This is a genomic window from Kribbella sp. VKM Ac-2569 (assembly GCF_004216905.1).
Taxonomy (GTDB): Bacteria; Actinomycetota; Actinomycetes; order Propionibacteriales; family Kribbellaceae; genus Kribbella.
Map to the genome: position 1 here is coordinate 252,264 of NZ_SGXJ01000001.1, position 23,724 is coordinate 275,987.

25 protein-coding genes are annotated in these 23,724 nt (G+C 69.2%); 5 read left to right on the forward strand and 20 right to left on the reverse strand.

Going from position 1 to position 23,724, the window contains the following annotated elements; translation table 11 throughout:
• Nucleotides 1-33: 33 nt before the first annotated feature.
• From EV649_RS01150 to priA, 5 genes are read right to left on the reverse strand one after another with little or no spacing between them, the layout of a single operon-like run.
• Nucleotides 34-966, reverse strand: a complete 933-nt coding sequence (locus EV649_RS01150) for a lysophospholipid acyltransferase family protein (RefSeq protein ID WP_130379578.1) — start codon at nucleotides 964-966, stop codon at nucleotides 34-36.
• On the reverse strand, nucleotides 966-2,546 hold the full coding sequence (locus EV649_RS01155) for a lactate racemase domain-containing protein (RefSeq protein ID WP_130379580.1): 1,581 nt from the start codon (nucleotides 2,544-2,546) through the stop codon (nucleotides 966-968). Before EV649_RS01155 ends, EV649_RS01150 begins: the two co-directional genes overlap by 1 nt.
• Before the next feature lie 33 nt (nucleotides 2,547-2,579).
• Nucleotides 2,580-3,779, reverse strand: coding sequence for a zinc-binding dehydrogenase (locus tag EV649_RS01160; RefSeq protein WP_130379582.1), 1,200 nt, complete (start codon nucleotides 3,777-3,779; stop codon nucleotides 2,580-2,582).
• Nucleotides 3,776-6,064, reverse strand: a complete 2,289-nt coding sequence (locus tag EV649_RS01165; protein ID WP_130379584.1) for an HAD-IB family hydrolase — start codon at nucleotides 6,062-6,064, stop codon at nucleotides 3,776-3,778. Before EV649_RS01165 ends, EV649_RS01160 begins: the two co-directional genes overlap by 4 nt.
• The gene (gene priA, locus EV649_RS01170; protein ID WP_130379586.1) at nucleotides 6,061-6,798 is read right to left on the reverse strand and encodes a bifunctional 1-(5-phosphoribosyl)-5-((5-phosphoribosylamino)methylideneamino)imidazole-4-carboxamide isomerase/phosphoribosylanthranilate isomerase PriA; all 738 of its coding nucleotides are present in this window, start codon (nucleotides 6,796-6,798) and stop codon (nucleotides 6,061-6,063) included. The genes EV649_RS01165 and priA overlap by 4 nt, the downstream gene beginning before the upstream one ends.
• A gap of 120 nt (nucleotides 6,799-6,918) precedes the next feature.
• Here priA and EV649_RS01175 point away from each other — a divergent pair, with 120 nt between their 5' ends.
• Nucleotides 6,919-8,031, forward strand: coding sequence for a cytochrome P450 (locus EV649_RS01175; protein WP_130379588.1), 1,113 nt, complete (start codon nucleotides 6,919-6,921; stop codon nucleotides 8,029-8,031).
• On the opposite strand, the gene EV649_RS01180 is transcribed toward EV649_RS01175, so the two are convergent.
• The 3 genes from EV649_RS01180 to EV649_RS01190 are packed head-to-tail and all read right to left on the reverse strand — an operon-like array spanning nucleotide 8,015 to nucleotide 10,049.
• Nucleotides 8,015-8,773, reverse strand: coding sequence for a class I SAM-dependent methyltransferase (locus tag EV649_RS01180; RefSeq protein ID WP_130379590.1), 759 nt, complete (start codon nucleotides 8,771-8,773; stop codon nucleotides 8,015-8,017). The genes EV649_RS01175 and EV649_RS01180 overlap by 17 nt on opposite strands.
• A 9-nt stretch (nucleotides 8,774-8,782) precedes the next feature.
• Entirely contained in the window at nucleotides 8,783-9,232 is a 450-nt protein-coding gene (locus tag EV649_RS01185; RefSeq protein ID WP_130379592.1) for a hypothetical protein, read from the reverse strand.
• Between the two features lie 40 nt (nucleotides 9,233-9,272).
• Complete coding sequence (locus tag EV649_RS01190; protein WP_130379594.1) at nucleotides 9,273-10,049, reverse strand: TSUP family transporter; 777 nt, start codon at nucleotides 10,047-10,049, stop codon at nucleotides 9,273-9,275.
• A gap of 104 nt (nucleotides 10,050-10,153) precedes the next feature.
• Here EV649_RS01190 and EV649_RS01195 point away from each other — a divergent pair, with 104 nt between their 5' ends.
• Both EV649_RS01195 and EV649_RS01200 read left to right on the forward strand, forming a co-directional pair.
• Nucleotides 10,154-10,540, forward strand: coding sequence for a YciI family protein (locus tag EV649_RS01195; protein WP_130379596.1), 387 nt, complete (start codon nucleotides 10,154-10,156; stop codon nucleotides 10,538-10,540).
• A complete protein-coding gene (locus EV649_RS01200; RefSeq protein WP_130379598.1) occupies nucleotides 10,540-11,751 on the forward strand; it encodes a sigma-70 family RNA polymerase sigma factor in 1,212 nt (403 codons plus the stop codon). The genes EV649_RS01195 and EV649_RS01200 overlap by 1 nt, the downstream gene beginning before the upstream one ends.
• Here EV649_RS01200 and EV649_RS01205 read toward each other — a convergent pair.
• From EV649_RS01205 to EV649_RS01235, 7 genes are all read right to left on the reverse strand, one after another.
• Nucleotides 11,715-13,103 carry an FAD-binding oxidoreductase gene (locus tag EV649_RS01205; protein ID WP_130379600.1) on the reverse strand — a complete coding sequence of 463 codons (1,389 nt, stop codon included), beginning with the start codon at nucleotides 13,101-13,103 and terminating at the stop codon, nucleotides 11,715-11,717. The two genes, EV649_RS01200 and EV649_RS01205, sit on opposite strands and share 37 nt — an antisense overlap.
• A gap of 152 nt (nucleotides 13,104-13,255) precedes the next feature.
• The gene (locus tag EV649_RS01210) at nucleotides 13,256-15,019 is read right to left on the reverse strand and encodes a proline--tRNA ligase (protein WP_130379602.1); all 1,764 of its coding nucleotides are present in this window, start codon (nucleotides 15,017-15,019) and stop codon (nucleotides 13,256-13,258) included.
• A 99-nt stretch (nucleotides 15,020-15,118) separates the two neighbouring features.
• Complete coding sequence (locus EV649_RS01215) at nucleotides 15,119-15,493, reverse strand: DoxX family protein (protein WP_130379604.1); 375 nt, start codon at nucleotides 15,491-15,493, stop codon at nucleotides 15,119-15,121.
• Nucleotides 15,494-15,546: 53 nt separating this feature from the next.
• Nucleotides 15,547-16,371 carry a GNAT family N-acetyltransferase gene (locus EV649_RS01220; RefSeq protein WP_130379606.1) on the reverse strand — a complete coding sequence of 275 codons (825 nt, stop codon included), beginning with the start codon at nucleotides 16,369-16,371 and terminating at the stop codon, nucleotides 15,547-15,549.
• Between the two features lie 61 nt (nucleotides 16,372-16,432).
• Nucleotides 16,433-17,692 (reverse strand): MFS transporter, encoded by a 1,260-nt coding sequence (locus tag EV649_RS01225; protein WP_130379608.1) that lies wholly within the window; start codon nucleotides 17,690-17,692, stop codon nucleotides 16,433-16,435.
• Between the two features lie 196 nt (nucleotides 17,693-17,888).
• Complete coding sequence (locus EV649_RS01230; RefSeq protein ID WP_130379610.1) at nucleotides 17,889-18,524, reverse strand: VOC family protein; 636 nt, start codon at nucleotides 18,522-18,524, stop codon at nucleotides 17,889-17,891.
• Nucleotides 18,521-18,685 carry a CopG family transcriptional regulator gene (locus tag EV649_RS01235; protein WP_130379612.1) on the reverse strand — a complete coding sequence of 55 codons (165 nt, stop codon included), beginning with the start codon at nucleotides 18,683-18,685 and terminating at the stop codon, nucleotides 18,521-18,523. Before EV649_RS01235 ends, EV649_RS01230 begins: the two co-directional genes overlap by 4 nt.
• Before the next feature lie 55 nt (nucleotides 18,686-18,740).
• Between EV649_RS01235 and EV649_RS01240 the strand changes: the two genes are divergently transcribed.
• Entirely contained in the window at nucleotides 18,741-19,103 is a 363-nt protein-coding gene (locus tag EV649_RS01240; RefSeq protein ID WP_130379614.1) for a VOC family protein, read from the forward strand.
• A 346-nt stretch (nucleotides 19,104-19,449) separates the two neighbouring features.
• Here EV649_RS01240 and trxA read toward each other — a convergent pair whose 3' ends face one another.
• The 4 genes from trxA to EV649_RS01260 are packed head-to-tail and all read right to left on the reverse strand — an operon-like array spanning nucleotide 19,450 to nucleotide 22,591.
• Nucleotides 19,450-19,785: a thioredoxin gene (trxA, locus tag EV649_RS01245; RefSeq protein ID WP_130379616.1), complete on the reverse strand. Its 336-nt coding sequence runs from the start codon at nucleotides 19,783-19,785 to the stop codon at nucleotides 19,450-19,452.
• The gene (locus EV649_RS01250; protein ID WP_130379618.1) at nucleotides 19,782-20,144 is read right to left on the reverse strand and encodes a MerR family transcriptional regulator; all 363 of its coding nucleotides are present in this window, start codon (nucleotides 20,142-20,144) and stop codon (nucleotides 19,782-19,784) included. The genes trxA and EV649_RS01250 overlap by 4 nt, the downstream gene beginning before the upstream one ends.
• A gap of 60 nt (nucleotides 20,145-20,204) precedes the next feature.
• Nucleotides 20,205-21,818, reverse strand: a complete 1,614-nt coding sequence (locus tag EV649_RS01255; RefSeq protein ID WP_130379620.1) for a thiamine pyrophosphate-binding protein — start codon at nucleotides 21,816-21,818, stop codon at nucleotides 20,205-20,207.
• Nucleotides 21,815-22,591, reverse strand: coding sequence for a cyclase family protein (locus tag EV649_RS01260; RefSeq protein WP_130379622.1), 777 nt, complete (start codon nucleotides 22,589-22,591; stop codon nucleotides 21,815-21,817). Before EV649_RS01260 ends, EV649_RS01255 begins: the two co-directional genes overlap by 4 nt.
• Nucleotides 22,592-22,669: 78 nt before the next feature.
• Here EV649_RS01260 and EV649_RS01265 point away from each other — a divergent pair, with 78 nt between their 5' ends.
• Entirely contained in the window at nucleotides 22,670-23,176 is a 507-nt protein-coding gene (locus EV649_RS01265) for an NUDIX domain-containing protein (protein ID WP_157996143.1), read from the forward strand.
• Here the strand turns inward: EV649_RS01265 and EV649_RS01270 are convergent.
• A complete protein-coding gene (locus tag EV649_RS01270; protein ID WP_130379626.1) occupies nucleotides 23,157-23,705 on the reverse strand; it encodes a nucleosidase in 549 nt (182 codons plus the stop codon). The genes EV649_RS01265 and EV649_RS01270 overlap by 20 nt on opposite strands.
• Nucleotides 23,706-23,724 lie beyond the last annotated feature (19 nt).

Sequence of the window (23,724 nt, forward strand, 5' to 3'; positions counted from 1 at the left end):
GTAGGTTCGTCTGTCCCGCCAACGTCCTTCGGGTCACTTCCAGGCGCGGCGGCGGTTGTCGGTGGACTTCATGGGGCGGGTGGACTCCCAGACGCGGCGCCAGCGGGCTGCTTCGGGGCCGGTCTGCGACGGGGAGGCGCCGATGGCGGCGCGGCGGCGGGACTCGTACCAGGTGGTGGATTCCTCGTCGAGGAGGGCCGAGACGGCGGCGGCGATCCGGGGCGCGAAGTCGCGGGCGCTCTCGCCCTCGGCGGCCTTCAGCGGGTCGCCGTACCGGACGTGCACTGCCGGGCGGCCGGGGATCGGCCAGCCGCGGCCGCGCGGCATCGCGGCGAACGAGCCCTTGATGCCGACCGGGATCACCGGCACGTCGTGCTCGACGGCCAGGTACGCCGCGCCCATCCGGAACCGCTGGATCCAGCCGTCCGGCGAGCGCGTGCCTTCTGGGAACACGACGACGTTCCAGCCGTCGGCGAGCAGGTCCCCAGGGGTCGCGCTCATCTTGCCGCCACGGCGCTCGATCGGGAACGTGTTGAACACGATCGCCGAACCTGCCGCCCGCCACCAGGTGTCGAAGAAGTAGTCGGCGGCGGCCGCGAACGCCGTCTTGCGGCGCATCGCGTCCGGCAGCGACAGCAGCAGCAGCGGGGTGTCCAGGTGCGACGAGTGGTTCGCGACGATGATCGCCGGACCGTCGAGCTTGAGCAGCGAGTCGAGTCCGCTCACCTGCGGGCTGACCTCGAAGTTCAGGACCGCGTTCAGCGGGCCCTTCTGGATCAGGTCGCGGACCGCGATCGCGGCCGGCGTCCGGGCCCACTTCGTCGGGAAGACCGTGGTCTCCTTCGGAATCACGTACGGCTCGGCCGACCGCGGCACCTGCGGCCGCCGGCCCCAGCGCCACCCGCGCGCGACCTGCTTCACGTCGCGCGCGGTGTCCTTGCCGAACTTCACCAGGCTGGTGCCCATCAGCGCACGTCCGCGAGCAGGTGCGGCGGGTTGTGCAGGTACGTGATCGACGGCGACCGGCCGACCGAGTGGCTGACCATCTCGAGCGCGTCCTGCAGCGTCGACGCGGACCGGAAGCCCATCCGCTCGACGGTCTTGCGGTTCGCGCCGACCCAGACGATGTCGCCGCAGTGGTCCAGGGCGTGGGAGATCCAGTACCACATGTAGAACGGGTGCACGCCGTGGTACGCGTACGACGTCCGGTACAGGTGGATGTACCACGGGTCCTCGGCGTACTGCTTCTCGAACTTCGCCTCGATCGTCGCCGGATCGGTCGACTCCGACAGCACTTCCTCGAAGAAGTCGACGTACGACGGGTGGTGCAGCTGGCTGAACTCGTAGTCCACCGGGTGGTACAGGATCACCGCGCCGTCCTTGCGGACGACCGGGTTGCCCCGGTACGAGTTGAAGTAGTAGCCCAGGCCCATGCAGGCGGCCAGGATCGGGTTCATCACCGAGTTCACGTTGTACGGGCCGACGAACGGCACGCCCATGATCGCGACGTCGGACTGGCCCTGGACCTCGACCAGGTGCTGGCGGTGCACGGCCTCGATCGTCTTCTCGTGCACCGGCTCGATGGACCCGGCGTTGATCCCGGTCAGGCCGTAGTTCGACCGGACGTCGGTGAAGATCTTGTGCCGGACCTTGGCCGGCGCGGCGGCCAGTGCGCGCTTGGTGCCGAGCATCGAGGCCTGGTCCTTGATCGACCACTCCCACTCGCGCTTCTGCAGGAACTCGATCGGCCCGCCGAAGATGTCGTTGTTCAGCGTCGTCTCGATCTGGAAGACCTTGACGTGGCTGGTCAGCACCTCGCCCATCCGCCAGGCGGAGTGGTGCATCTTCGAGGCCTTGTGGTCCATGAACGACCGCGAGTGGATCATCGTGTGGCTGTTGTGGTGGTGCTTCAGCGACTTGTACGACGCCAGCCCGATCGACGTGGACTTGTGCCCGCCGTCCATCGCCACCAGGTTCACGTTCACGTAGACCAGCAGGTCGGACTCGGCCGCCCGCTTGGAGATCTCGACGTCCTCGCCGTGCCGGGTCTGGCCCAGGTGGGTCAGGTTGTCGCGGTCCTCGGCGTCGAAGTTGTAGAGCTTCCCGTCCGGGAAGAACGACCGGAAGACCCGCTCGCCGACGATCTCGCGCAGCTCGTTCGGGGTCAGCCGGCGGTGCAGTGCGTTCGCCGAGATCAGCTCGACGTCGTCGACACCGGCCTGCGCGGCCAGCTCCAGCACGGCCTCGATGACGCGTTGCCGGATGTCCGGCTTCTTCATCGGGGGCAGCGGCAGCGAGATGTCGTCGAACGCGATCGTCAGCCGCATCCCGGGGCGCAGCAGCTCCGGCAACGGCTCGGACTCGATCGGGTTCAGCAGGGCGTTCTGGATCGCCTCGTCGACGTCGCGGACCGGCGGCAGCGCCTCCGGCGGGTACACCACCCGGGTGCCCTGCGGGAACCGCTCCAGCAGGAAGCCCTCGCCGTTGTGCACGAGCAGCGGCGGCGTCCGGTCGTCCACCTCAAGCACGAAACCTGGCCGAGACATGTCAGAACCTCTCTCGTCGTACGTTCAGCGCCCTCATGAGGCCCTCACATCGAATGCGACCTTGACCGTGCCGAGTCGGCCGGCCGAATGCGCGTGGTCCAAAGCCTCGCGCCAGCGGTACAGCGGGTAGCGGGCGCCGACGATCCCGTCCAGCGGGGCGCGGCCGGCGAGTTCCAGCGCGGTCTCGAACGCCGGGCGGCCGTTCGGCTCCTCCCGCGCGGAAGCGTACGTGCCGGTGACCTCGAGCTCGCGGAACCACACCGGCGACAGGTCGGCGCCGCTGGCCGGCATCCCGGACAGCACCACCCGGCCGCCGGCCTTGGTGACCCGCAGCACGGTGTCGATCGAGTCCTTGCTGCCGACCGCGTCGACGGCGACGTCGACACCGCCGAGCAGGAACTCGCCCCCGCTGAAGTCCTGCTTCAGTCGGAACGCCCCGGTCGACCGCCGTACGCCGCGGAACACCTCGTCCGGCGCCACAACGTCACTCGCGCCGAACGCACGCGCCAACTCCCTCTGCTTCGCGTGCTTGGCGACCACGGTGATCCGTCCGGCCTGCGTCAGCTCGCGCAGCGCGAGCGTCGCGAACAGCCCGACGGCGCCGGCGCCGCTGACCAGCACCGACTGTCCCGGCTGGACCTTGGCCCGCAGCGCGGCGTGCACCGCACCCGCCAACGGCTCGACCAGTACGGCGCGCTCGTCGGACATTCCGTCCGGTACGGCGTACAGCTGGCTGCGATGCGCGACCATCAGGTTGCCCCAGCCGCCACCGGTGTCGCGGCAGAACCCGGTCTGCAGGCCCGGCGCGACATGGCCGACGGTGATCCGGTCGCACCTGTTGGTGTTTCCGGACACGCAGCCCTCGCACGGCTCGACGCCGCGCGCCGCGCAGGTCAGGACGCTGTCCATCACCACGCGGGTGCCCTTCGGCAGGTCCTCGCAGTCGTCGAGCAGCTCGCCGACGATCTCGTGACCGGGGACGAACGGCATCGACACGACCGCAGAGAAGTACAGCTTCGTGGAGCCGGTCACCATGCCGAGATCCGAGCCGCAGATGCCGGACAGGATCGGCCGGATCCGCGCCCAGCCCTCCCGCTCGGCCTTCGGCTCGTTGATGGTGACGAGGCGCAGCGGCGCGGCCGGTCCGGTCAGGATGCCGGGGATGCGGCCGCCGACCGCCTTGGCCGCCAGGTACTTGGCCGGCGACCGGTACATCTCGAGAGCGAGCATCATCGAGCGTTCACCCCTGGGAGCTCCAGACGGGACGACGTGGACGGGGTCTTCCAGTCGACGATCTGCCAGCGCGCGGCCCGGGCAGCCCGGAACAGCGACACGTCCGGCGAGACCGCGACCGGGTTGCCGACCGTCGACAGCATCGGGAGGTCCGAGTGGCTGTCGGCATAGGCGAACGACTTGGACAGATCGATGTTGGTCTGTCGCGCGTGGTGCTTGAGCCACGCGGCCCGCGACTCACCGACCAGCGGCGGGCCGGACAGGAAGCCGGTGCAGCGGCCGCGGTCGTCGACGGCCAGCTCGGCGGCGACGATCTCGTCGAACAACGGCTCCAGCGGACGGGTCAACGGCCGGACAGCACCGGTGATCAGGATCGTCTTGTGCCCCGCCGCGCGGTGCTCGCGAATCCGTCGTACCGCGGCGCCGCTCAACCGCTCGAGCACGTGCTCGGCGAGGATCTCGTCGACGATCTGGTTCAGCTCCTCCAGATCCGCGCCGGCGTACCGGCGGTAGATCGTGCGGAGGAACGTGCCGCGGTCCTTGCGCTCGGCGGCGATCAGCTTCGGGAGCTTGCGGAGCATCGCGCCGATCTCGCCGGCCCGCTGCGGACCGTCCAGCTCGGGCAGCCGCATCCACAGGTAGGTCTCGATCACGTTCGACGACAGCAGCGTGCCGTCCATGTCGAACGCCGCGACCACCTTCGCCTCGGACGGTTCGACCTTCTTCAGCACACCGGCCGACTCGGCGAGCGCCTTGTTCCGCTTCTTGCGGACGACGTCCAGCCGGCGCATCGACTCGGTGACGCTCGGGCAGTGCAGCTCCTGCAGGTAGTACTGCCAGTCGACGACCGCGGTGTCGCAGGCGAACTTCTCCTTGTCGTCGCCTTCGAGCGCGTTGTGCAGCGCGAGCACGTTGTCGTCGATGAACTGCAGCTCCGCCTGCGCGTACTCGGAGTACAGGTCCATGTAGCGGCGCAGGAAGTCGAGCCGGCGCTTCTGGACGTCGAGCTCGCGCGCGTACTTCCGGGTCCGCTCACCCCGCGGGACGGTGGTGATGATCTTGTCGGCGATCTTGTGCGCGCGCTCGCCGTACCTGAGCATCGTCTCGACCGAGTCGCCGCCGGGGAACTTCCATACCGGCAGCCGGACCGCGCCGCGCTCGCCGAGGTCGAACGGGTGCTTGGAGAAGTACGCGCGGACGCCGGCGTACAGCTGCTCGAACGTCAACGGGTTCCGGGAGCCGGAGCCGATGTGGTAGTACTCCGGCTTGCTCAGCTCGGGCTCGGTCGCCATCACCGCGCAGATCGCGCCGACGACGTGGTCGACCGGGATGATCTCGATCACCGAGTCCGGCGACGCCGGGAACTCCGGCAGCTCGCCGCGGCCGTACGCCAGGATCAGCGGCTCGGCCATCTTGAAGCCCTCGATCCAGCCCGGGTGCGGACTCTGGAGCGCGGACTCGATGATGGCCGGCCGGACGATCGACGTCGGCAGCTTGCCGGAGAACTCCTCCACCACGCGCTCGCCGAGCGCCTTGGTGAACGTGTAGCAGTCGGTCCAGCCGAGGCTGCGGGCGCGCTCGGTGCCGGTCTCGACCAGCCGCTTCGCGACCCATTCGGTACGTCGCCGCTCGGTGTCGGCCGCGGCCGTCAGGTGACCGGCGCGCCGGTGCAGCTTCTCGGCCTCCTTGCGGAACTTCGCCAGCATCGGCGCGGACCGGGACTGCTCCTCGATCCTGGACTTCATCGCCATCCCGGCCTCGGCCTCGGTCCGCCAGTCGACGAAGTGGTCGACCGGGGCCTCCGGGATCGCGCCGCGCCGGCGACCGGCGGTGTAGGCGGTGGAGATGTGCACGTAGTGGACCGGCCGGCCGGTCTCGACGATCCGCTCGAGCAGGCTCTTGGTGCCGAGCACGTTGGTCGTGAACGCCTCGTGGATCGGCGGGTCGAAGCTCACATCGCCGGCGCAGTGCACGACGATGTCGAGATCCTTCGGCAGCTCCGGTACGTCGGACAGGTCGCCGTCGATCACCTGGATCCGGGCGGCCGACAGTGCCTCGGCGTCGGCGTACTCCGTGCCCTCGCCGTAGAACGGCTTGAAGATGTCCTTCCGGAGCAGCTGCGCCATCCGGTCGGTGCCGGTCAGCGAACCCTTCGGCCGGATGATCGCGACCACGGTGGTGCCGGGGAGCTCGCCGATGATCCGGTGCAGCAGCGCCTCGCCCACGAAGCCGGTGACGCCGGTGACCAGGACCTTCTTGTCCTTGAGCTTGTCGGCCAGACTCACTTGTCGCCTCCACGCGTGAGCTCGAGTGCCTGTTCCAGGGTGAACGCGCCGGCGTACAGCGCCTTGCCGACGATGACGCCCTCGACGCCGTCCTTGACGAGCGTGCTGAGAGCTTTGAGATCGTCGAGGCTGGAGACGCCGCCCGACGCCACGATCGGCTTGTCGGTGCGTGCGCACAGGTCGCGGTACAGGTCCAGGTTCGGGCCCTGGAGCATGCCGTCCTTGGTGACGTCGGTGACCACGTAGCGTTCACAGCCGGCCGTCTCGAGCCGGGCGAGCACCTCGTAGAGGTCGCCGCCTTCCTTGGTCCAGCCGCGGGCGGCCAGCGTGCGGCCGCGGACGTCCAGACCGATCGCGACGCGGTCGCCGTACTGCTGGATGATCCGGTCGCACCACTCCGGGTCCTCGAGCGCAGCGGTGCCGATGTTCACCCGGCGCGCGCCGGTCGCCAGCGCGGCCTCGAGGGAGTCGTCGTCGCGGATGCCGCCGGACAGTTCGACCTGTACGTCGAGCTTGCCGGTCACCTCGGCGAGCAGTTCACGGTTGCTGCCGCGACCGAACGCCGCGTCCAGGTCGACCAGGTGGATCCATTCCGCACCGGCGTCCTGCCACGCCATCGCCGCCGCCAGCGGGTCGCCGTACGACGTCTCGCTGCCGGCCTCGCCCTGCACCAGCCGAACCGCCTGACCGTCCGCCACATCGACGGCAGGCAGCAGCACCAGGTTCTCAGACATGGCCACACCCTAGAGGGCGATGCTGAAGGATTCGTAACCCGGAGGCCTCCTGAGTCGTTTAAATCCGATCTGTCTCAGCAATACCAGTATAGTCAGTGGTCTTATCACTAGGCTGGTCGGGTGGCGACCGTCGAAGAGCTCGAGACCGACCCGCATCCGACCCTCGCGCAGGTCCGGCCGATCGGGTGGATCGAGGCGCTGAACAGCTGGGTCGTCACGTCGCGCGCGCTCGTGCTGACCGTCCTGCGCGATCCGGACACCTTCACGGTCGACGATCCGCGGTTCTCGACCGCCCAGGTGGTCGGCCCGTCGATGCTGTCCCTGGACGGCGGCCCGCACAAAGCACACCGCGACCCGTTCGAGTCCCCCTTCGGCCTGGCCGAGACCCGCCACCGCTTCGTGCAACCGGTGCAGCAAACGGTCGATGAACTGATGTCCGCCCTGGAATCGCCTGCCGATCTTCGCACCGCGCTCGCGGGACCTCTGTCCGTCGCGGTGGTTGCGATGTCGCTCGGCCTGCCACCGGCGTCAGCCTCGACGGTCCTCGAGTGGTACACCGCGATCTCCGACTCCGTGTCCGGCGTCTCCGCCGGCCACCCGGTCACCGCCGAAGGCGCCACCGCCTTCGCCGAGCTGCACAAACATGTTGCCGCAGGCATCGACTCGTCGGACTCCCTGGTCGCCACGGCCGCGCACGCCGGGCTCGGCGTGGACGAGGTCGTCGCCAATGCCGCCGTACTGATGTTCGGCGGGATCGAGACGACCGAGGGCATGATCACCAACGCGCTCTGGCACCTCCTGACGCACCGCGACCAGCTCGACCTGGTGCTGGCCGACCCGTCGCTGCTGCCGAACGCGATGGAGGAGTCGCTCCGCCTCGAACCGGCCGCGGCCGTCGTCGACCGCTACGCCACCCGTGACATCGAACTCGCGGGCCGGAAGATCCGTCGCGGAGACATGGTCACCGTGTCGTTGGCGGGTGCCGGTCGCGACCCCGAGGTGTTCGAGTCGCCGGACAAGTTCGACGTACGGCGGGCCAACGCCCGTCGCCACCTCGCCTTCGCGAGCGGACCGCACATCTGTCTGGGCATGCACCTGACGCGTCTGGAAACGCTCGTCGCCCTGGAGGCCGTCCTCAAACTCCCCGGGCTCCGCCTGGCCGCGGACTCGCCTCCGCCGCGCGGACTCGTCTTCCGTAAGCCGTCGGCGCTGCGGGTCAGCTGGGACGCGTGAGCACGAGCATCGTCGCGGAGTAGACCGGCATCGCCCGATCCGGATCCCGCTCCGCGTCCTCGGCGAACCTGGCGAACCCGGACTCGATCTCGTCGGCCGGCAGATGCTCGAACGTCGACAGCGCGCGATGGCTGAGCCGCTCGTACCGCTCCCGCAGCGTGCGCGGCTCCTCGGCGGTGATCTCCACGACGTCGTCGCCCGGCGTCAGCCCGGCCTCGACCGCGAGCGCCTGCGCCGCGGACAGTGAGATGTACATCGCGGCGTCGACCTCCCGCGCTGACGGGAAGTACTCGTACCAGAACAGGTCCGGCATCAGGTCCGCGAACTGCGTGCGCAGCAACGCCACTCCCCCGGGCCGCAACACCCGGCGTACTTCACGGAGTCCCTGCAGCGGATCCGGGAAGTGGTGGAACGACAGGAACATCAGCACCGCGTCAACCGATGCCTCAGGCAACGGAATGTCCTCGGCGCTGCCCTTCAGGTACGTCACACCCGGATGCGGTGCCTGCTCGGCCGCCGCACGCATCCGGTCCGACGGCTCCACGCCGTACACCTGGCCCTGGAACTGCGCGGCCAGACCTGGGGTGAGCCGACCGGTTCCACTGCCCAGATCGAGGACGTCCAACGGGCGCCGCTCCGGGAGGTACGTCGCGAAGGCGCTGGTCCAACGCTCTACCTCAGCGGGCGAGATGCCGCGGCCCGCGACGTACACACTGCCCATCCGACCGTTGTAGTCGACCATCGACACAGGCTATCCGCCTTGGCCGAGCATTGACGCGAAGGACAGGAGTGCCGCTAGCAGCGCTAGGACTGCGGCGGCGTACGCAAGGATCGTCGTGGACAGCGCAAAGGTGCGGCCGCTGGGCCGGTCACGCGCCTCCTGGCGGACCGCATGTGCACAGCGAACCGCCGCGACGCCGACCAGCAGGCCCGGTATGGGTTGGAGCAGAAAGCCGGGCGCGTCGAACCGCGGGTCCGAGTACGCGAGGTCGTACATCGTCGTGAAGGCGGCCCAGATCACCAGCGGCGTGGACAATGCGAGCAGAACGGCCGCCGGGGCCGCCGGCACCCAGAGCGGTCCGTCGGCATTCGAAGGATTCACCCACGCGCCGCCGCGACGGCGGCTCGCGGCGAGCACCGCCGCCAGGCCGAACGCGACCAACCCGATGAACGACCACAGAGCGACGTTGTCCCGTTGCACGGTCCTCCACCTCCCCCGCCACTACGGTACAGACGCGGCGTCAGGCGAAGAAGACGTCGTACGCGAGGCGCAGGATGAGCGCCGAGACGACGACCAGGAAGATCACCCGCACGAACTTGCTGCCGCGCGCGACCGCCGTCCGGGCGCCGAGCAGGCCGCCGAGCATGTTGGCGGCCCCCATGATCAGGCCGAGCCGCCACAGCGGTGCGCCGTTCAGCGCGAACACGGCGATCGCGCCCAGGTTCGTGGCCACGTTGGCGATCTTCGCCTTCGCGCTCGCCTGCAGGAAGTTGTACCCGAGCAGGCCGACCAGCGCGAAGATCAGGAACGATCCGGTCCCCGGCCCGACGGCGCCGTCGTAGAAGCCGATCAGTACGCCGACACCGCTGGCCGCGAGGTAGTGATCGCGCCCGTCGAACCGCAACGCGGTGCGGGCGCCGAGGGACGGCTTCATCGCGGTGTAGATCGCGACTGCCACGAGCAGCACCAGGACGATCGGCTTGAACCACGACATCGGGATCCTGGTCGCCACCAGGGCACCGGCCGCGGCCCCGAGGCCGGCCAGGATCGCCATCGGGAGCACGGTTTTACGGTCCGGACGCACCTTCACACCGAACGTGACCGCACTGGTCGCCGTACCGAACAACGACGAGATCTTGTTGGTCGACAGGATCTGCGCCGGCGACGCGTTCGGCAGCCCGAGGAGCATCGCGGGCAGTTGCAGCAACCCGCCACCGCCGACCACCGCATCGATCCAGCCGGCCGCGAAGGCGGCGATCACCAGGAACAACAACGTCAGCAACGAGACATCAGGCACAGCGGCAATTCCTCACGCCCCGATGATCTGGTAAGGGCGTAGTACAGCTCAACCCTTACACCGTCGAGTGAGAGCCATGACACCTCATCCGGGAGAATGGCGGGGTGAAGTTTCTACTGCTGATCCACAACAACCTCGAGGCGCTCAAAGGATTCACCGAGCAGCAGCTGGTCGAGATGTCCGGCGGACGGGAGCACGTCGCGACGCTCGCCCGCGACCTGCTGAAGACCGGTGAGCTGGTGTCTGTCCTCGGGCTCAACGAGCCCGGCGAGGAGAAGGACGTCCAGTTGGTCGCCGGTACGCCGGTGATCTCCGACCGGCCGTTCCTGGAGACGAAGGAGTACCTGGCCGGCGCGATGGTGCTGCACTGCGCGTCGGTGGAGCGGGCGCTGGAGATCGCGGCGCTGATTCCGCTGGCACAGTTCCGGCGCGTCCAACTGCGGGAGATCCGGCTCGACCAGGACGACTTCCTGGCGGAGCTCGGCGAGTAGTGAGTGAGCTCGAGGCGGCGATCAGGGCGGCGGCGCCGCGGGCGCTGGCCGCGCTGGTCCGGCGGTACGGCGTGTTCGACCAGTGCGAGGACGCGGTGCAGGAGGCGCTGCTCGAAGCGTTCGTGCAGTGGCGTGCGAACGGCGTACCCGAGCAGCCGATCGGCTGGCTGATCAGCGTCGCGGCGCGGCGGATGATGGACGGCTGGCGTCGGGACAACGCGCGCCGGCAACGCGAGCTCAACGACTTCCTCCGCGCGCCGGATCCCGCTCCCGAGGATTACCACGAGGACTCCGACGACACTGTGCGGCTACTCGTGCTCTGTTGTCATCCGGCGCTGACTCCGGCATCGCAGATCGCGCTCACGCTGCGCTCGGTAGGCGGTCTGACGACGGCCGAGGTGGCAGCCGCGTTGCTGGTCAGCGAGACGACAGTGGCGCAGCGGATCAGCCGGGCGAAGCGGCAGATCGCGGGCGCCAGCTTCGAGCTTCCGACAGCGGACGAGTACGACGTGCGGATGCGCGCCGTACTGCAGGTGCTCTACCTGATCTTCAACGAAGGCCACACCGCCAGCGCCGGCGACTCGTTGCAGCGCGTGGATCTGGCCGAGGAGGCGTTGCGGATCACCCGCCTGCTCTGTCAAGCCACCGGCGAGGCCGGAGAGGTGGCCGGCCTGCTGGCGTTGATGATCCTCACCCACGCCCGCCGGGACGCGCGGACCGGTCCCGGTGGCAACCTGATCCCGGCCGATCGACAGGACCGATCCCGCTGGTACGCCGACGAGATCGCCCAGGGCATCAGCATCGTCGAGGAGACGTTGCGCTCCGGCGCCGTCGGCCCGTACCAGCTGGAGGCGGCGATCGCGGCCGTGCACAGCGAGGCCGACTCCGTCGAGACCACCGACTGGGAACAGATCGCCGGCCTCTACCGGATCCTCGAGAAGATCGACCCGAGCCCGATGGTGACGCTCGGGTCCGCCGTCGCCGTCGCGATGACCGACGGCCCGGACGCCGGCATCGCGATCGTCGAAGGCCTGGCCGACGACCGGTACCTCGGCGACCACCACCGCCGGCTGTCCGTCCTCGCCCATCTCCACGAGCTCGCCGGCCGCCCGGACCTGGCCCGCTCCAACTACCTCGCGGCACTGGAGCGGACCCGGAACACGGCCGAACAGAACTATCTCCGCGACCGCATCGCCCACCTCATCAGGTGACGACGGCCGCCGGTCCACTCCGGCCGCGGCGGCACGCTCAGCGCACTGCGGAACACGTGGCCCGGGTCGACTGATTGCTTGAGTGCGGCCAGCCGGGTGCGGTGCTGCTCCGGGAAGCAGCTGTCCAGGTCGGCGCCGGTCGGGTCGGAGATGAAGTTCAGGTACGCGCCGTTCGGTTTCATCGACCGCCACAGGGCGTCGAAGTCCTTGGGCTGTTGGGTGCCCTGCTGTTCGGGCGTTCCCATCAGCACCGAGTTGACCATGAACCGTGCGTCGCGGTGCGCGAAGGCGGTCGCGTCCGCGGGCATAGCGCCGTACGCACCACCGAGCGACCTGATCTCGATCGCGAGTCCGGGGATCCGCGGGCGGGCCTCCAGCAATCGCTGGCTCAGCTTCGGCGACCAGGTGTTGTACAGGCCGTTGCGGATCCGGGGGCGCCAGTCCGCCGGCATCGCCATGTCGGAGAACACCTCGGCGTACGGGACCTCGGACACCTTCTCGGTGAGCAGCGAGCCTAGGTGCCGCAACGGCTCGAGGATGCGATCCACGTCGCCGGTGACACACACCATGATCGCGACCGGAACCTGCCGGTCGGCCATCATCGTCGGCGCCAGTTGCAGCGACGACGTGATCTCCTCGGGCGCGTCCGCGGCGTACTCCGTCCAGCCCTTCAGCACCTGCTCCGCCTGCGTCCACGGGTACAGCAAGGTGCCGAAGTGCACGGTCGGCCGTTGAACAGCAGTGATGTCGTACGACGTGACCACGCCGAGGCTGCCCGCGGCGCCGCGGAGTCCCCAGAACAACTCCGGGTCCGTGGCCGCGTCGACCCGGCGTACCGAACCGTCCGCGGTGACCACCTCGGCCGAGACCACGTTGTCGATCGCCAGCCCGTGCTTGCGAACCATCCACCCGATGCCGCCACCGGCCATTAACCCGCCGACACCGACGCTCGCCGTGTCACCGGACGAGATGGCCAGGCCGACCTTGCCGAGCCGCTCGGCGACCCGCCCCCAGGTGGCACCGGTGCCGATCCGCACGACGTCGTCCGGCAGCAACCTGACCTCGTCCATCGGCCGTACGTCGATCACGACGCCGCCGTCGTTCGTGCCGAACCCGGCCGAGTGGTGCCCGCCGCTCCGAACCGCGATCGGCAGGTCGTGCGTCTCGGCGTACTTCAACGCCGCCACCACGTCGTTCGCACCTGCACACTGCACGATCACTTTCGGCCGACCCTCGGCTGTCATCACCCGCCCGGCCTCCGGGTACCCCGGGTCCCCGTCCACGAGCACGTCGCCCGTGACGGCCTGCCGCAGCCCGTCGATCCCCCGCCCATCCAGCACAGATTCCCTCATCGCCAACTCCCTAGCTCCCGGACGCCCCCTCAGGCGCCACACCCCGGGATCGGAGCCGACAGACGTTCCTCGACATCAAATGCTCAAGAAATATGCCGAGAAAAATCCGGCCCCGCTCCCTGCAGCGGGAGCGGGGCCGGGTGAACCGATGATCAGCTGCGGACGGTGGTGACCAGGTGGTCGACGACGTCGGCGACCGGGATGTCGGCGCGGTCGCCGGTGCGGCGGTTCTTGACCTCGATGGTGCCGTCGGCGAGGCCCTTGCCGACCACGGCGATGGTGGGTACGCCGAGCAGCTCGGCGTCCTTGAACTTCACGCCGGGCGACACCTTCTCGCGGTCGTCGTAGATCACCGTCAGGCCCCGGGACTCCAGCTCGTCGGCGAGCTCGGCCGCCTTCGCGAAGAGCTCCTTGTCCTTGCCGGTGGCAACCAGGTGCACGTCGGCGGGCGCGATCTCGCGCGGCCAGATCAGGCCGAGCTCGTCGTGGTTGCCCTCGGCGATCGCCGCCACCGCGCGGGTGACGCCGACGCCGTACGAACCCATGGTGACCGTGACGAGCTTGCCGTTCTGGTCGAGGACCTTGAGGTCGAGCGCGTCGGCGTACTTGCGGCCGAGCTGGAAGATGTGGCCCATCTCGATACCGCGCGCGGTCTCCAGCACGCCCGAACCGTCCGGTGCCTCGTCGCCGTCGCGGACCTCGGCGGCCTGGATCGTGCCGTCCGCGGTGAAGTCCCGGCCGTGCACCAGGTTGACGACGTGGAACCCGGACTTGTCCGCACCGGTCACCCACGCGGACCCCTCGGCCACCCGCGGGTCGAGCAGGTACCGGATGCCGGAGGTGTTGTCCTTGCCGAGCACGCCCGGACCGATGTAGCCCTTCGCCAGCGACGGGTACTTCTCGAAGTCGGCCTCCTCGAAGGCGACCACCTCGGCCGGCTCCACCTGCGCGCCGAGCCGCTTCTCATCGATCGCGCGGTCCCCGGGGACACCGATCGCGAGCGGCTCGCGGGCGCCGTCCGGGTGCACCAGCATCACGAGCACGTTCTTCAACGTGTCCGCAGCGGTCCACTCGCGGCCGTCGGTCCGCGCGTGCTTCGCGTTCATCGCGTCCACGAGGGTGTCGATGGTCGGCGTCTCCGGCGTGTCCACGACCTCGGCGGCCGGTACGCCGGACGCGTCGACGGGCGCCGACTGCGGCACCACGACCGCCTCGACGTTCGCGGCGTACCCACCCGGCGAGCGGACGAAGGTGTCCTCGCCGTTCTCCGCGATCGCCAGGAACTCCTCGGACCGCGAACCGCCCATCGCGCCGGACATCGCCCGCACGATCACGTAGTCGAAGCCGAGCCGGTCGAAGATCTTGATGTACGCCTCGCGATGCTTCTCGTACGACGCGGCGAGGCCGTCGTCGTCGACATCGAACGAGTACGAGTCCTTCATCACGAACTCGCGCCCGCGCAGCACACCGGCCCGCGGCCGCGCCTCGTCGCGGTACTTGTTCTGGATCTGGTAGATCGACAGCGGAAGGTCCTTGTACGACGAGTACAGATCCTTCACGACCAGCGTGAACATCTCCTCGTGCGTGGGCCCGAGGAGCATGTCGGCGCCCTTGCGGTCCTTCAGCCGGAAGATGTTCGGCCCGTACTCCGTCCAGCGGCCGGTGGCCTCGTAGGGCTCGCGGGGCAGCAGCGCCGGGAACACCAGCTCCTGCGCGCCGATCGCGTCCATCTCCTCACGGACGATCCGCTCGACGTTCCGCAGCACCCGCAGGCCGAGCGGCAGCCAGGTGTAGATGCCGGGCGCGGCGCGCCGGATGTACCCGGCGCGGACGAGCAGCTTGTGGCTCGGGACCTCCGCGTCCGCCGGGTCCTCGCGAAGGGTGCGGAGGAACAACGACGACATACGCAAAATCACGGGAGTCTCCAAGCGTGCAAAAGTAGATGACCGGACGTTACAGAGAATATCGGTCCGGCGGACATGCTCTCACCACGTTATCCACAGGCCCACACCGGCTCAGGCAGATTTGCCCTCGCGGGCGGCTTTCAGGGCCCAGCGGATCAACGGGATCTGCAGCGGCAACCGCGCGTACGCGATCGCCTGCGCCGTCCGGGATCCCTTCTTCTGCAGGTCGGCGGCCATCTGGACGTTCGCCGGGAAGACCGCGACCAGCAGCCCGGCGCTCGCCAGCCCGGCCAGCCGCCGGGTCCGCGGGTGCAGCAGCCCGGCCGCGCAGGCCAGCTCCGCCACCCCGGAGACGTACACGAGCTCTTTCTTCCGGGGCAGCGGTTTCGGCACGATCTGCTCGAACGGCTCCGGCTTCACGAAATGCAAGGTGCCGAGAACGCCGAACAGAACGGCCAGGCCGGTGGTGCTCTTGCTCCGCGACATGCGCCGGAGCTTACCCGACGGTAACCACGGCACGAGTGTCACGGCCCGCGGTATCAGAACAGAATCGTCGCGAACGTCTCGGTTGTTCGGAACCCGACGCGTTCGTACGCCGCTCGCGCCGGCAGGTTGAAGGCGTTCACATAAAGCGTGACGACCGGAGAGATCTGCCGGGCCAGCTCGACCACGGCCGCCATCCCGGGCGCGGCCAGCCCGCGGCCGCGGTACTCCGGATCCACCCACACGCCCTGGATCTGGCACACACCAGATCCGACCGACCCGACCTCGGCCTTGAACACGACGCGTCCGTTCTCGATCCGCGCGAACGCGCGCCCGGCCCGGATCAGCTCCGCGACCCGCGACCGGTAGAACGTCCCGTCCGGCCCGGTCTGCGGCGGTACGCCGACCTCCTCGGTGTACATCGCCACACACGCCGGGTAGAGGATCGGCAACTCGACCGGCTCGACAGCGCGGACCAGCGGATCCGGCGCGATCGACGGCGGCCCTTCGATCACCATGAACGGCTGGTCGTCGCGCACCTCGCGGGCCGGTCCCCAGTGCGGCTCCAGAATGTGCCACAGCTGCTCGACCGCGCGGGCCGGCCCGAGGATCTGGAAACAGTTCCGCCCGCGGCGCATCGCGTACGCCGCGAACGCCCGGAGCGCAGCGTCGTCGGCGCCGACCGGAACCATGTTCCCGCCGGCGTGGCACAGCGCCTCGAGCGCGCCTTTCTCGACGTACCCCCAGACCTCCGCACCGCGCCGCGGGTCGAGTCCGGACGCCTGCACAAGGCTGTCCACGAACACGTTCACCACCGGATCACGGGCGATGACCGCGCGCGCCGCCGCGAGGTCGCGAGGACCGAGAACCCGTACACCCACGCGCAGAACCTAGCGGATGATCGACGCGTCCGTATGCAACGGGGCATGCAACGGGGCCGCGTCAGCCGGCCTGCGGCTCGTGGCCCGCGGCGATCCGGCGCAGCGGCGACGTCCACGCAACCACTACCCCCGCGCAACCGAACAGCCCCATCAGCACCATCCCGGTCCGCGGCCCGAACGCGTTGCCGAGCAGCCCGCCGACGACCGATCCGAACGTCCACCCGACGCCCCAGGAGAGCATCCGGCCTGCCGTGTTCACCCGGCCGAGCAGGTGCTCCGGCGTCACCTGCTGCCGGTACGACACCGAGTTCACGATCACCAGCACGTACGCCGAACCCCAGACCAGCAACGCCAGCGCGGCCACGATCCAGTTCGGCGACAACGGCGAGAGCACTCCGAGCAGCGCCGACATCGGCAGCGCGTACAGCGTGATCGCCGCCGGCGGCATCCGCTTGAGCAGCCGCGGGAGGCTGAGCGCGGCGATCAGCCCGCCGATCCCCCACACACCCCAGACCAGTCCGAAGCGAACTCCCGACGTACCGATGTCCAGGACGCGGTCGCACCACACCACGATCAGCGCCATGAACCCGCCGCCCGCGAACGACTGCACGCTGCCGATGATCGTCATCGTCCGAACTCCCGCGTGCCGGATCAGGAAGCGCAGGCCGTCACCGATGTCGTTCAGGATCACCTTCGGCCGCAACGGCGGCTGCCCGTCGCGGGACTCGGACATCGCCCGCACAATCCCGCGGACGGCGAACGCGGACGCCGCAAAGCTGAGGGCGTCGAGCGTGAGCAGACTGGCCGGATCGAGTACGGCGAGGAGCAGACCGGTCGCCGGCGGGACGAGCAACTCGATCAGGCTCGACGCCGTCCAGACCGCGGAGTTCGCCTGAGCCACTCGTGCGCGGCCGACGAGCACGGGCAGCGCGCCGAAGTTCGCGCCGTCGAAGAACGTGTAAACGGCCTGCACCGTGAACGCGACGATCAGCACCTGTACGACGGTCAGCACACCGAGCAGATGCGCGACCGGCACCGACCCCACCAGGACCGCATTGATCGCATCGGCGGTCACCATCGTGCGGCGCCGGTTCCAGCGGTCCGCCAGCGCGCCGGCAAACAGACCGGCCAGCAGGTACGGCGCGGACTCGAGCGCGGTCACCACTGCGGTCAGCACCGTCGATCCGCTCAGCCGGTAGACGAGCACCGGCAACGCGATCGCCGTCACCATCGACCCGGTGATCGACAACGCACGAGCCAACCAGTACCGCCGAAAGTCCGGATCGTCCCGCAGCCGCGCAGGGGGCGTCGCTGTTGTCATGAGGCGAATCTTGCAAGTTCAGGCCCGGTCGAGGTCAAGACTCATCCACATCAAATTCGTCGCCGAGGTCACGGTCGGGCGTCCGCCGCGGCTCTGCGAATCCTTGCGAGCGGTAGAAACCGATCGCCTTGTCGTTCGCCACGAGCACGTCCAGGAGGAGTTCCGGCGTACCTTCCGGCTGCCCGACGTACGGCGATCATCCGTGGACCACTACGAGTTGGCCGTCCGGGTCCTGGATCTCCAGCCCGGCCTCGGTCCGCGATCCGCCGACACGGGCCTGCACGTCGTCCAGGTCCTCGGTCGTGGTCAGGTCAAGCCGTACGGCGAAATCTCCGGCGGCCGGCCCGAAACGGACCGCCGTCTGCACGCCGAGCGCGCCGAGGAACCGCCGCCAGGGCGCCTCGTCCGCCCCGGTCAGGTACGGCGTGACCGACCAGCGACCGTCCGGGGCGGCGTCGTGCAGCTTGTATCCGTACAGATCGTCGGTGCGCTCGTCGACCCAGATCACCACGCCTTCGGGCCCACTGACCGACAGCACCCGTCCGTACGCCTCGTCGAAGACCGTCGCGTCGACGAACCCCACCTGCTCCAGCCGATCCTTCAGCTCGTCGACCTTGTCCGCCTCGAACGACAACGTCGTCTGCCCCGGCTGCCCGCCCGTCGAACTCGACGCCGCATCGTGCAACGCGACCATCCCGCGACCGGTCAGCATGTCGACCCATCCCCCGCGCTCGGACTCGATCCGCGACCGCAACCCCAGCGTCTCCAGGAACGCCCGCATCGCCTCCACGTCAGCCGTGAACCGCAGCGGCCTGATCACCACGTCATTCATCCCCGCGCCTCCCCATGGTTGTCGAGGTACTCCGCCAACGCCTGCTCGACGAGCGCGGACAAGCTCGCCCCGTCATCGATCGCCTTGTGCTTCACCCGCCGCACCAACTCCGGCGGCAGATACACGTTGAACTGCACCTTCTTGTCACCGTCACCCGCCATGGCTATATTGCTAGCATCCTAGACAGCTAACCGTCAATCTTCAGGGAGTCCGACGATGAACCTCCGCTTCGACCACCTCGGTCTGCTGACGGACAGCCGCGACAAGAACCAGGACATCGCCGACTTCTTCAGCGGCGTACTCGGCCTGGAAGTCTCCGGCAACGCCGGCGAGGGGTACGCCGAGGTGAAGGCCGGCGCGATGACGATCGCCCTGCACAGCGGCGCGATGATCGACGACTTCGGCGCGCACGGCGGGACGCTCCTGCAGTTCAGCAGCGACGACGTCCGCGCCGACGTCGAGGAGATCCGCGACCGCGGCGGCAAGATCGCCCTCGAACCCACCGAAGCGGACTGGGGAACGATCGCGTACGTCGCTGGACCGCACGGCGTGCTGGTCGAGCTCTGCACCTCGCACTAGTGTCCGCCGCCGCAAGTTCGCGTCGTAAGTCCGGCCCGGTGCGATCGCGGCTCCGCGCGCCCAGCCCGCCCAGGCCGGACCTCGCGCTCCACAAGCCTCCCCAAACCGCTTTGGGGAGGCTTTTGCCTCCGACCGGGGAGCGCTACTGCCCGATTCGGGCGGGCAGGCGTCCCCAAACCGGTTTGGGGCGGAGTTAGAAGCGGGCGTCCAGCCGAAGCCGGACTTATCGCACGAATCTCCGGCGCGGGACACTGGCGGACCGCCAGGCCATCACAATTGGCGTCAGCGGGACGTGTCACGCTCGGACGCGTCGGCTGCGGACAGTTGTGATGGCCTGGGGATTCGGTCAAACCGCAGTCAGCAGGGCGTCGTCGAGTTCCTTCAGGAGTTTGTGCTTCGGGCGGGCTCCGACGACGGACCAGATCATTTCGCCGCGGTGGAAGAGGATCAGGGTGGGCAGCGCCATCACCCGGTAGCGGGCGGAGATCGCCGGGTTCTCGTCGGAGTTCAGCTTCACCACGGTCAGCTGTTCGTTGCGTTCGGCACCGATCTGGGCGAGGACCGGGGCGATCTGGTGGCACGGCGGGCACCACTGCGCCCAGAAGTCCACCAGCACCGGCTTCTCGGACCGCAGCACCACCTCGTCGAAGGTGGCCTCGTCGACAGTTCGCAGATCGCTCATCTCGTCCTCCAGTTCTCGGCATCGGTCAGGAGGTCGGTCAGCCGCGCCCGCAGATCGGTCAGCTCGGCGATCCGCCGGTCCACTTCCTCGATCCGGGTCCGGTACGCCGTCAGCGACGCCGGGCACACGTCCGCGCGCGCATTGCCGGCCCGCAGGCACTCGATGAACGGATACGTCTGCTCCGCGGTCAGCCCGAGGCTCAGCAACGCCTTCACCTCACGCACCACGACCACGTCGTCCGGCTCGTACGACCGGTACCCGTTGGCCTCCCGTCGCGGCTTGAGCAGTCCCTGCGACTCGTAGTACCGCACCGCCTTGACCGTCACCCCGGCCTCGGCCGCCAGATCACTGATCCGCATCCCGCCTCCTTCACCTCGACGCTAAACCTTGCCCCCAGGGTCAAGGTCAAGCCAGGATAATCAATGCCCGCGGAACGCTTCCTCCAACCACCAGGACGGATGCTCCGCGACGACCTTGGCGTCCACGAGCATCGGCGCCGACCGCGGCCCGTTCAGCCAGCTCGCGACCGCCGCGAGGTCGTCGACGCCACGTACGATCACAGCCTCGAAGCCGTACCCCCGCCCGATCGCGGCGATGTCGGTCGGCGGGAACGTCACCGTCTCCAGCGCGTGCCCGCCCGGACCGAAGTGGTGCACCTCGGCGCCGTACGCGTCGTCGTTGTACACGACCACCAGCATCGGCAGGCCGAGGCGGCGTACGGTGTCGAGCTCAACGGCGCTCATCAGCGCACCGCCGTCACCGAGTACGGCGACCGGAAGGCGGTCCGGCTGCGCCAGCGCGGCACCGATCGCGGTGGCAAGCCCCAGCCCGATCGACTGGAACGCCTGGGTGAAGCAGAACCCGTTCTCGTCCGGCACCGACAGGCACACGCTCGGGTAGCCCATGAAGTTGCCGGAGTCGACGGCGAGCACACGCTCGGCGGGGAGCATGTCGTCGAGCGCGATGCTCAGCGTCCGGGGGTCGATCCGCTCCCCCGTGCTCTCGTCGTCGAACGCGACGACGTCCCGCCACCGCACGCTCCCGAGCTCGGCGGCGCGATAACCCACCTGCTGCTCGCCGTACGCCTCGAGGGCGAGCGTGGCGGTGAGCTCGACGTCGCCGGTGACACCCAGCTGGATCTCACGATGCACACCGAGCGCGGACGCGTCGTCGTCGACCTGCACCACGGTCGCGTCGGGTCCGATCAGCTGACCGTGCCGCATCGTCCACATGTTCAGCGCGCATCCCCAACCCACGATGAGGTCGGCGTCGCGGATCAGTTCGGCGGTGCGAGGCGAGGCAAAGCCGCCGGAGATGCCGAGATCCCAGGGATTGCCGTGGAACAGGCCGTGCGCGACGGCCGAAGTCGCGAGCAGCGCGCCACACCGTTCCGCCAACGATTCAAGGGCCTTCCGATGTCCACGGGCACCACGACCGGCCACGAACACCGGACGCTCGGCCCGCCGCAGCAGGTCAGTCAGCGCGGCGACCTCGGCGGCGTCCGGTACGACGGCATTCCGCGAAGGGCGTGGCTCGGCCACCGGCGCCGCAGTCTCCAACGCCTGCAGCGAAAGCGGAACGTTGAGCAGCACGGTACGGCGTTCACGTACCGCCGTCGCCACCGCGGCCTGTGCCTCGGCCACCGCCGTCTCCGCCGAGGTGATCCGCACCGGCACCGCGCCCACCGAACGGGCGAGCGCGTCCTGGTCGACGTGGAAGTTGGACCGCGGCTCGGTGGCTTCGGCCGCGACAACGAGCATCGGCGTACGGCTCTTCGCCGCCTCGGCGATCCCGGTCATCGCGTTCGTGAGACCGCAGCCCTGATGGACCGACAGCGCAGCGACCGTACCGCTCATCCGTGAGTACGCGTCCGCCATCGTGGCCGCGCCGCCCTCGTGCCGCGCGGCGACGAATCGCGCGCCGGCGGCCACCATCGCATTCGTCAGGTGGAAGTTGCCGGACCCGACCACGCCGAACACCTGGCGGACGCCCGCAGCCGTCAACGCCTGACCGACGGCGACCGCGACCTTCATCCGCGTTCGACCAAGGCGAGCACCCGGGCTGGCGAGCCGGAGCCGCCGACGATCGGCAGCGGTCCGGCGATGACGACGGCGCCGGTCGGCGGCAGCTCGGCGAGGTTCTGCAGCTGCGTCAGCCCGTACTTGTCGCTCCCCATCAAATAGGAGTGGCACGGGAACGGCGGATCGAACGAGTGCGCCTTCCCGGCGTCGGTGCCGACGGTCTCAACGCCCATACCGAGTACGGGCGACTCCTGCGCGACCCATCGTGCGCACTCCGGCGACAGGCCCGGCGTGTGCGGTCCGTTCTCGTCGGCGTTGACGAACGCCTCCTGCGAATGCGATCGCGCGTCCCATCCCGTGCGTACGAACAGCCAGCCGCCGGCGGGCAGCGGAATGTTCTCCGCCTCCCACGCCTTGAGGTGGTCGACCTCGACGAGGAAGTCGGGGTTCTTCTCGACCTCGGCGGTGAAGTCGAGAACGACGGCCGGCGCGATGAGCCGGTTGGCCGGCACCGACGCCACGTCGGCGAGATCCTTGCCGGTGACCCAGTGGTTCGGTGCGTCGAAGTGGGTGCCGGTGTGCTCGCCGCTGGTGAAGTTGTTCCAGTACCACGCCGGCCCGCGGTCGTCGTACCTGCTGATCTCCGCCAGCGCGAACGGCGCCGTCTGCCCGAACTCCGGCGGCAACTGGATCACCGGCGTCGACGCGGACAGCGGCGACGTCAGGTCCACCACCTCGACCGATCCGTCGGCGAGTGCTGCGACAAGTGCCGACAGGAGCGGCATGCGAACCTCCAGGCGAGTGACGAACGGATGCCTGACGCTAGGCCGACGCCCCTGCCCTCGTCCAGGACAATGGGCCGCATGCAGCTAGCGATGTTTCGCGCACCCGAACTCCCGCCCGGCGGACGGATCATCGAACGCACCGCGGTCCGCGGCGTACTGTTCCGCGGCCCCGAGCTGCTACTCCTCAGCTCACGCCACGGCGACTACAAGTTCCCCGGCGGCGGCGTCGAATCCAGTGAGTCGTTCGACCAAGCCCTCCGCCGCGAGTTCCGTGAGGAATGCGGGTACGACGCGGTTGCCGTCGGAGCCGAGTTGGCGACGACCCGCGAGGAGGTCGCGGCGATCGACGCGGAGTACGACGTGTTCGGGATGACGTCGTACTACTTCGAGTGCTCAGGCGGGGCGCCTCTCGGCGACCAGCACCTGGAGGGATACGAGGCGGAGCTGGAGCTCACGCCCCAATGGGTGACTGTGGCGGCGGCCCTGGCCGCCAATCGGAGCGTGCTGGAGAGCGGCGTCGGAGTGATGCGCTGGCTGGTGCGCGAGATCGCCGTGCTCGAATGGCTCAGCGAGCGTTCTCGCTGACCCACTCCCCCAGCACCTTCGCGCTGGCGTCTACGAGGGACGGCCAGTCCAGGGCGGCTTCGTCCGCCGAGTCCGACACGTGTTTCACGACGCGCACAGGTACGCCGTACGCGCGGCACGCGTACACGACGCCGTACGCCTCCATGTCCACCAAGTGCGCTCGCTCCGCCAACCGCGCCCGTACGACGGGATCCGTCACGAAGACGTCCCCCGACGCCAGTACCGTCCCGTCCCCACCCTCGACAGCCAACTCATCCTGCGGATCCAGCCCGATCGCCCGGACCGCCTCCGCGTTCACGTCGTGGTTGATCACCGTGCTCGGCAGATACAACCCGGAGAGCCCGTCCCGCAGTGCGCCCGTCGTACCGACGTTCAACACCACCAGCCCCGTCGTGTCCCGCTCCGCCAAGGCCCGCGCGGTAGCCACCGCCGCCGCCGTCTTCCCGACGCCGGTAACGACGACGGGCAGTTCGTCCGGGACGTAGCGGGCTTCTGCGCGGATGGCGCTGACGATCAGGTAACTGGTCACCCGCCGAAGCGTAGTCGGC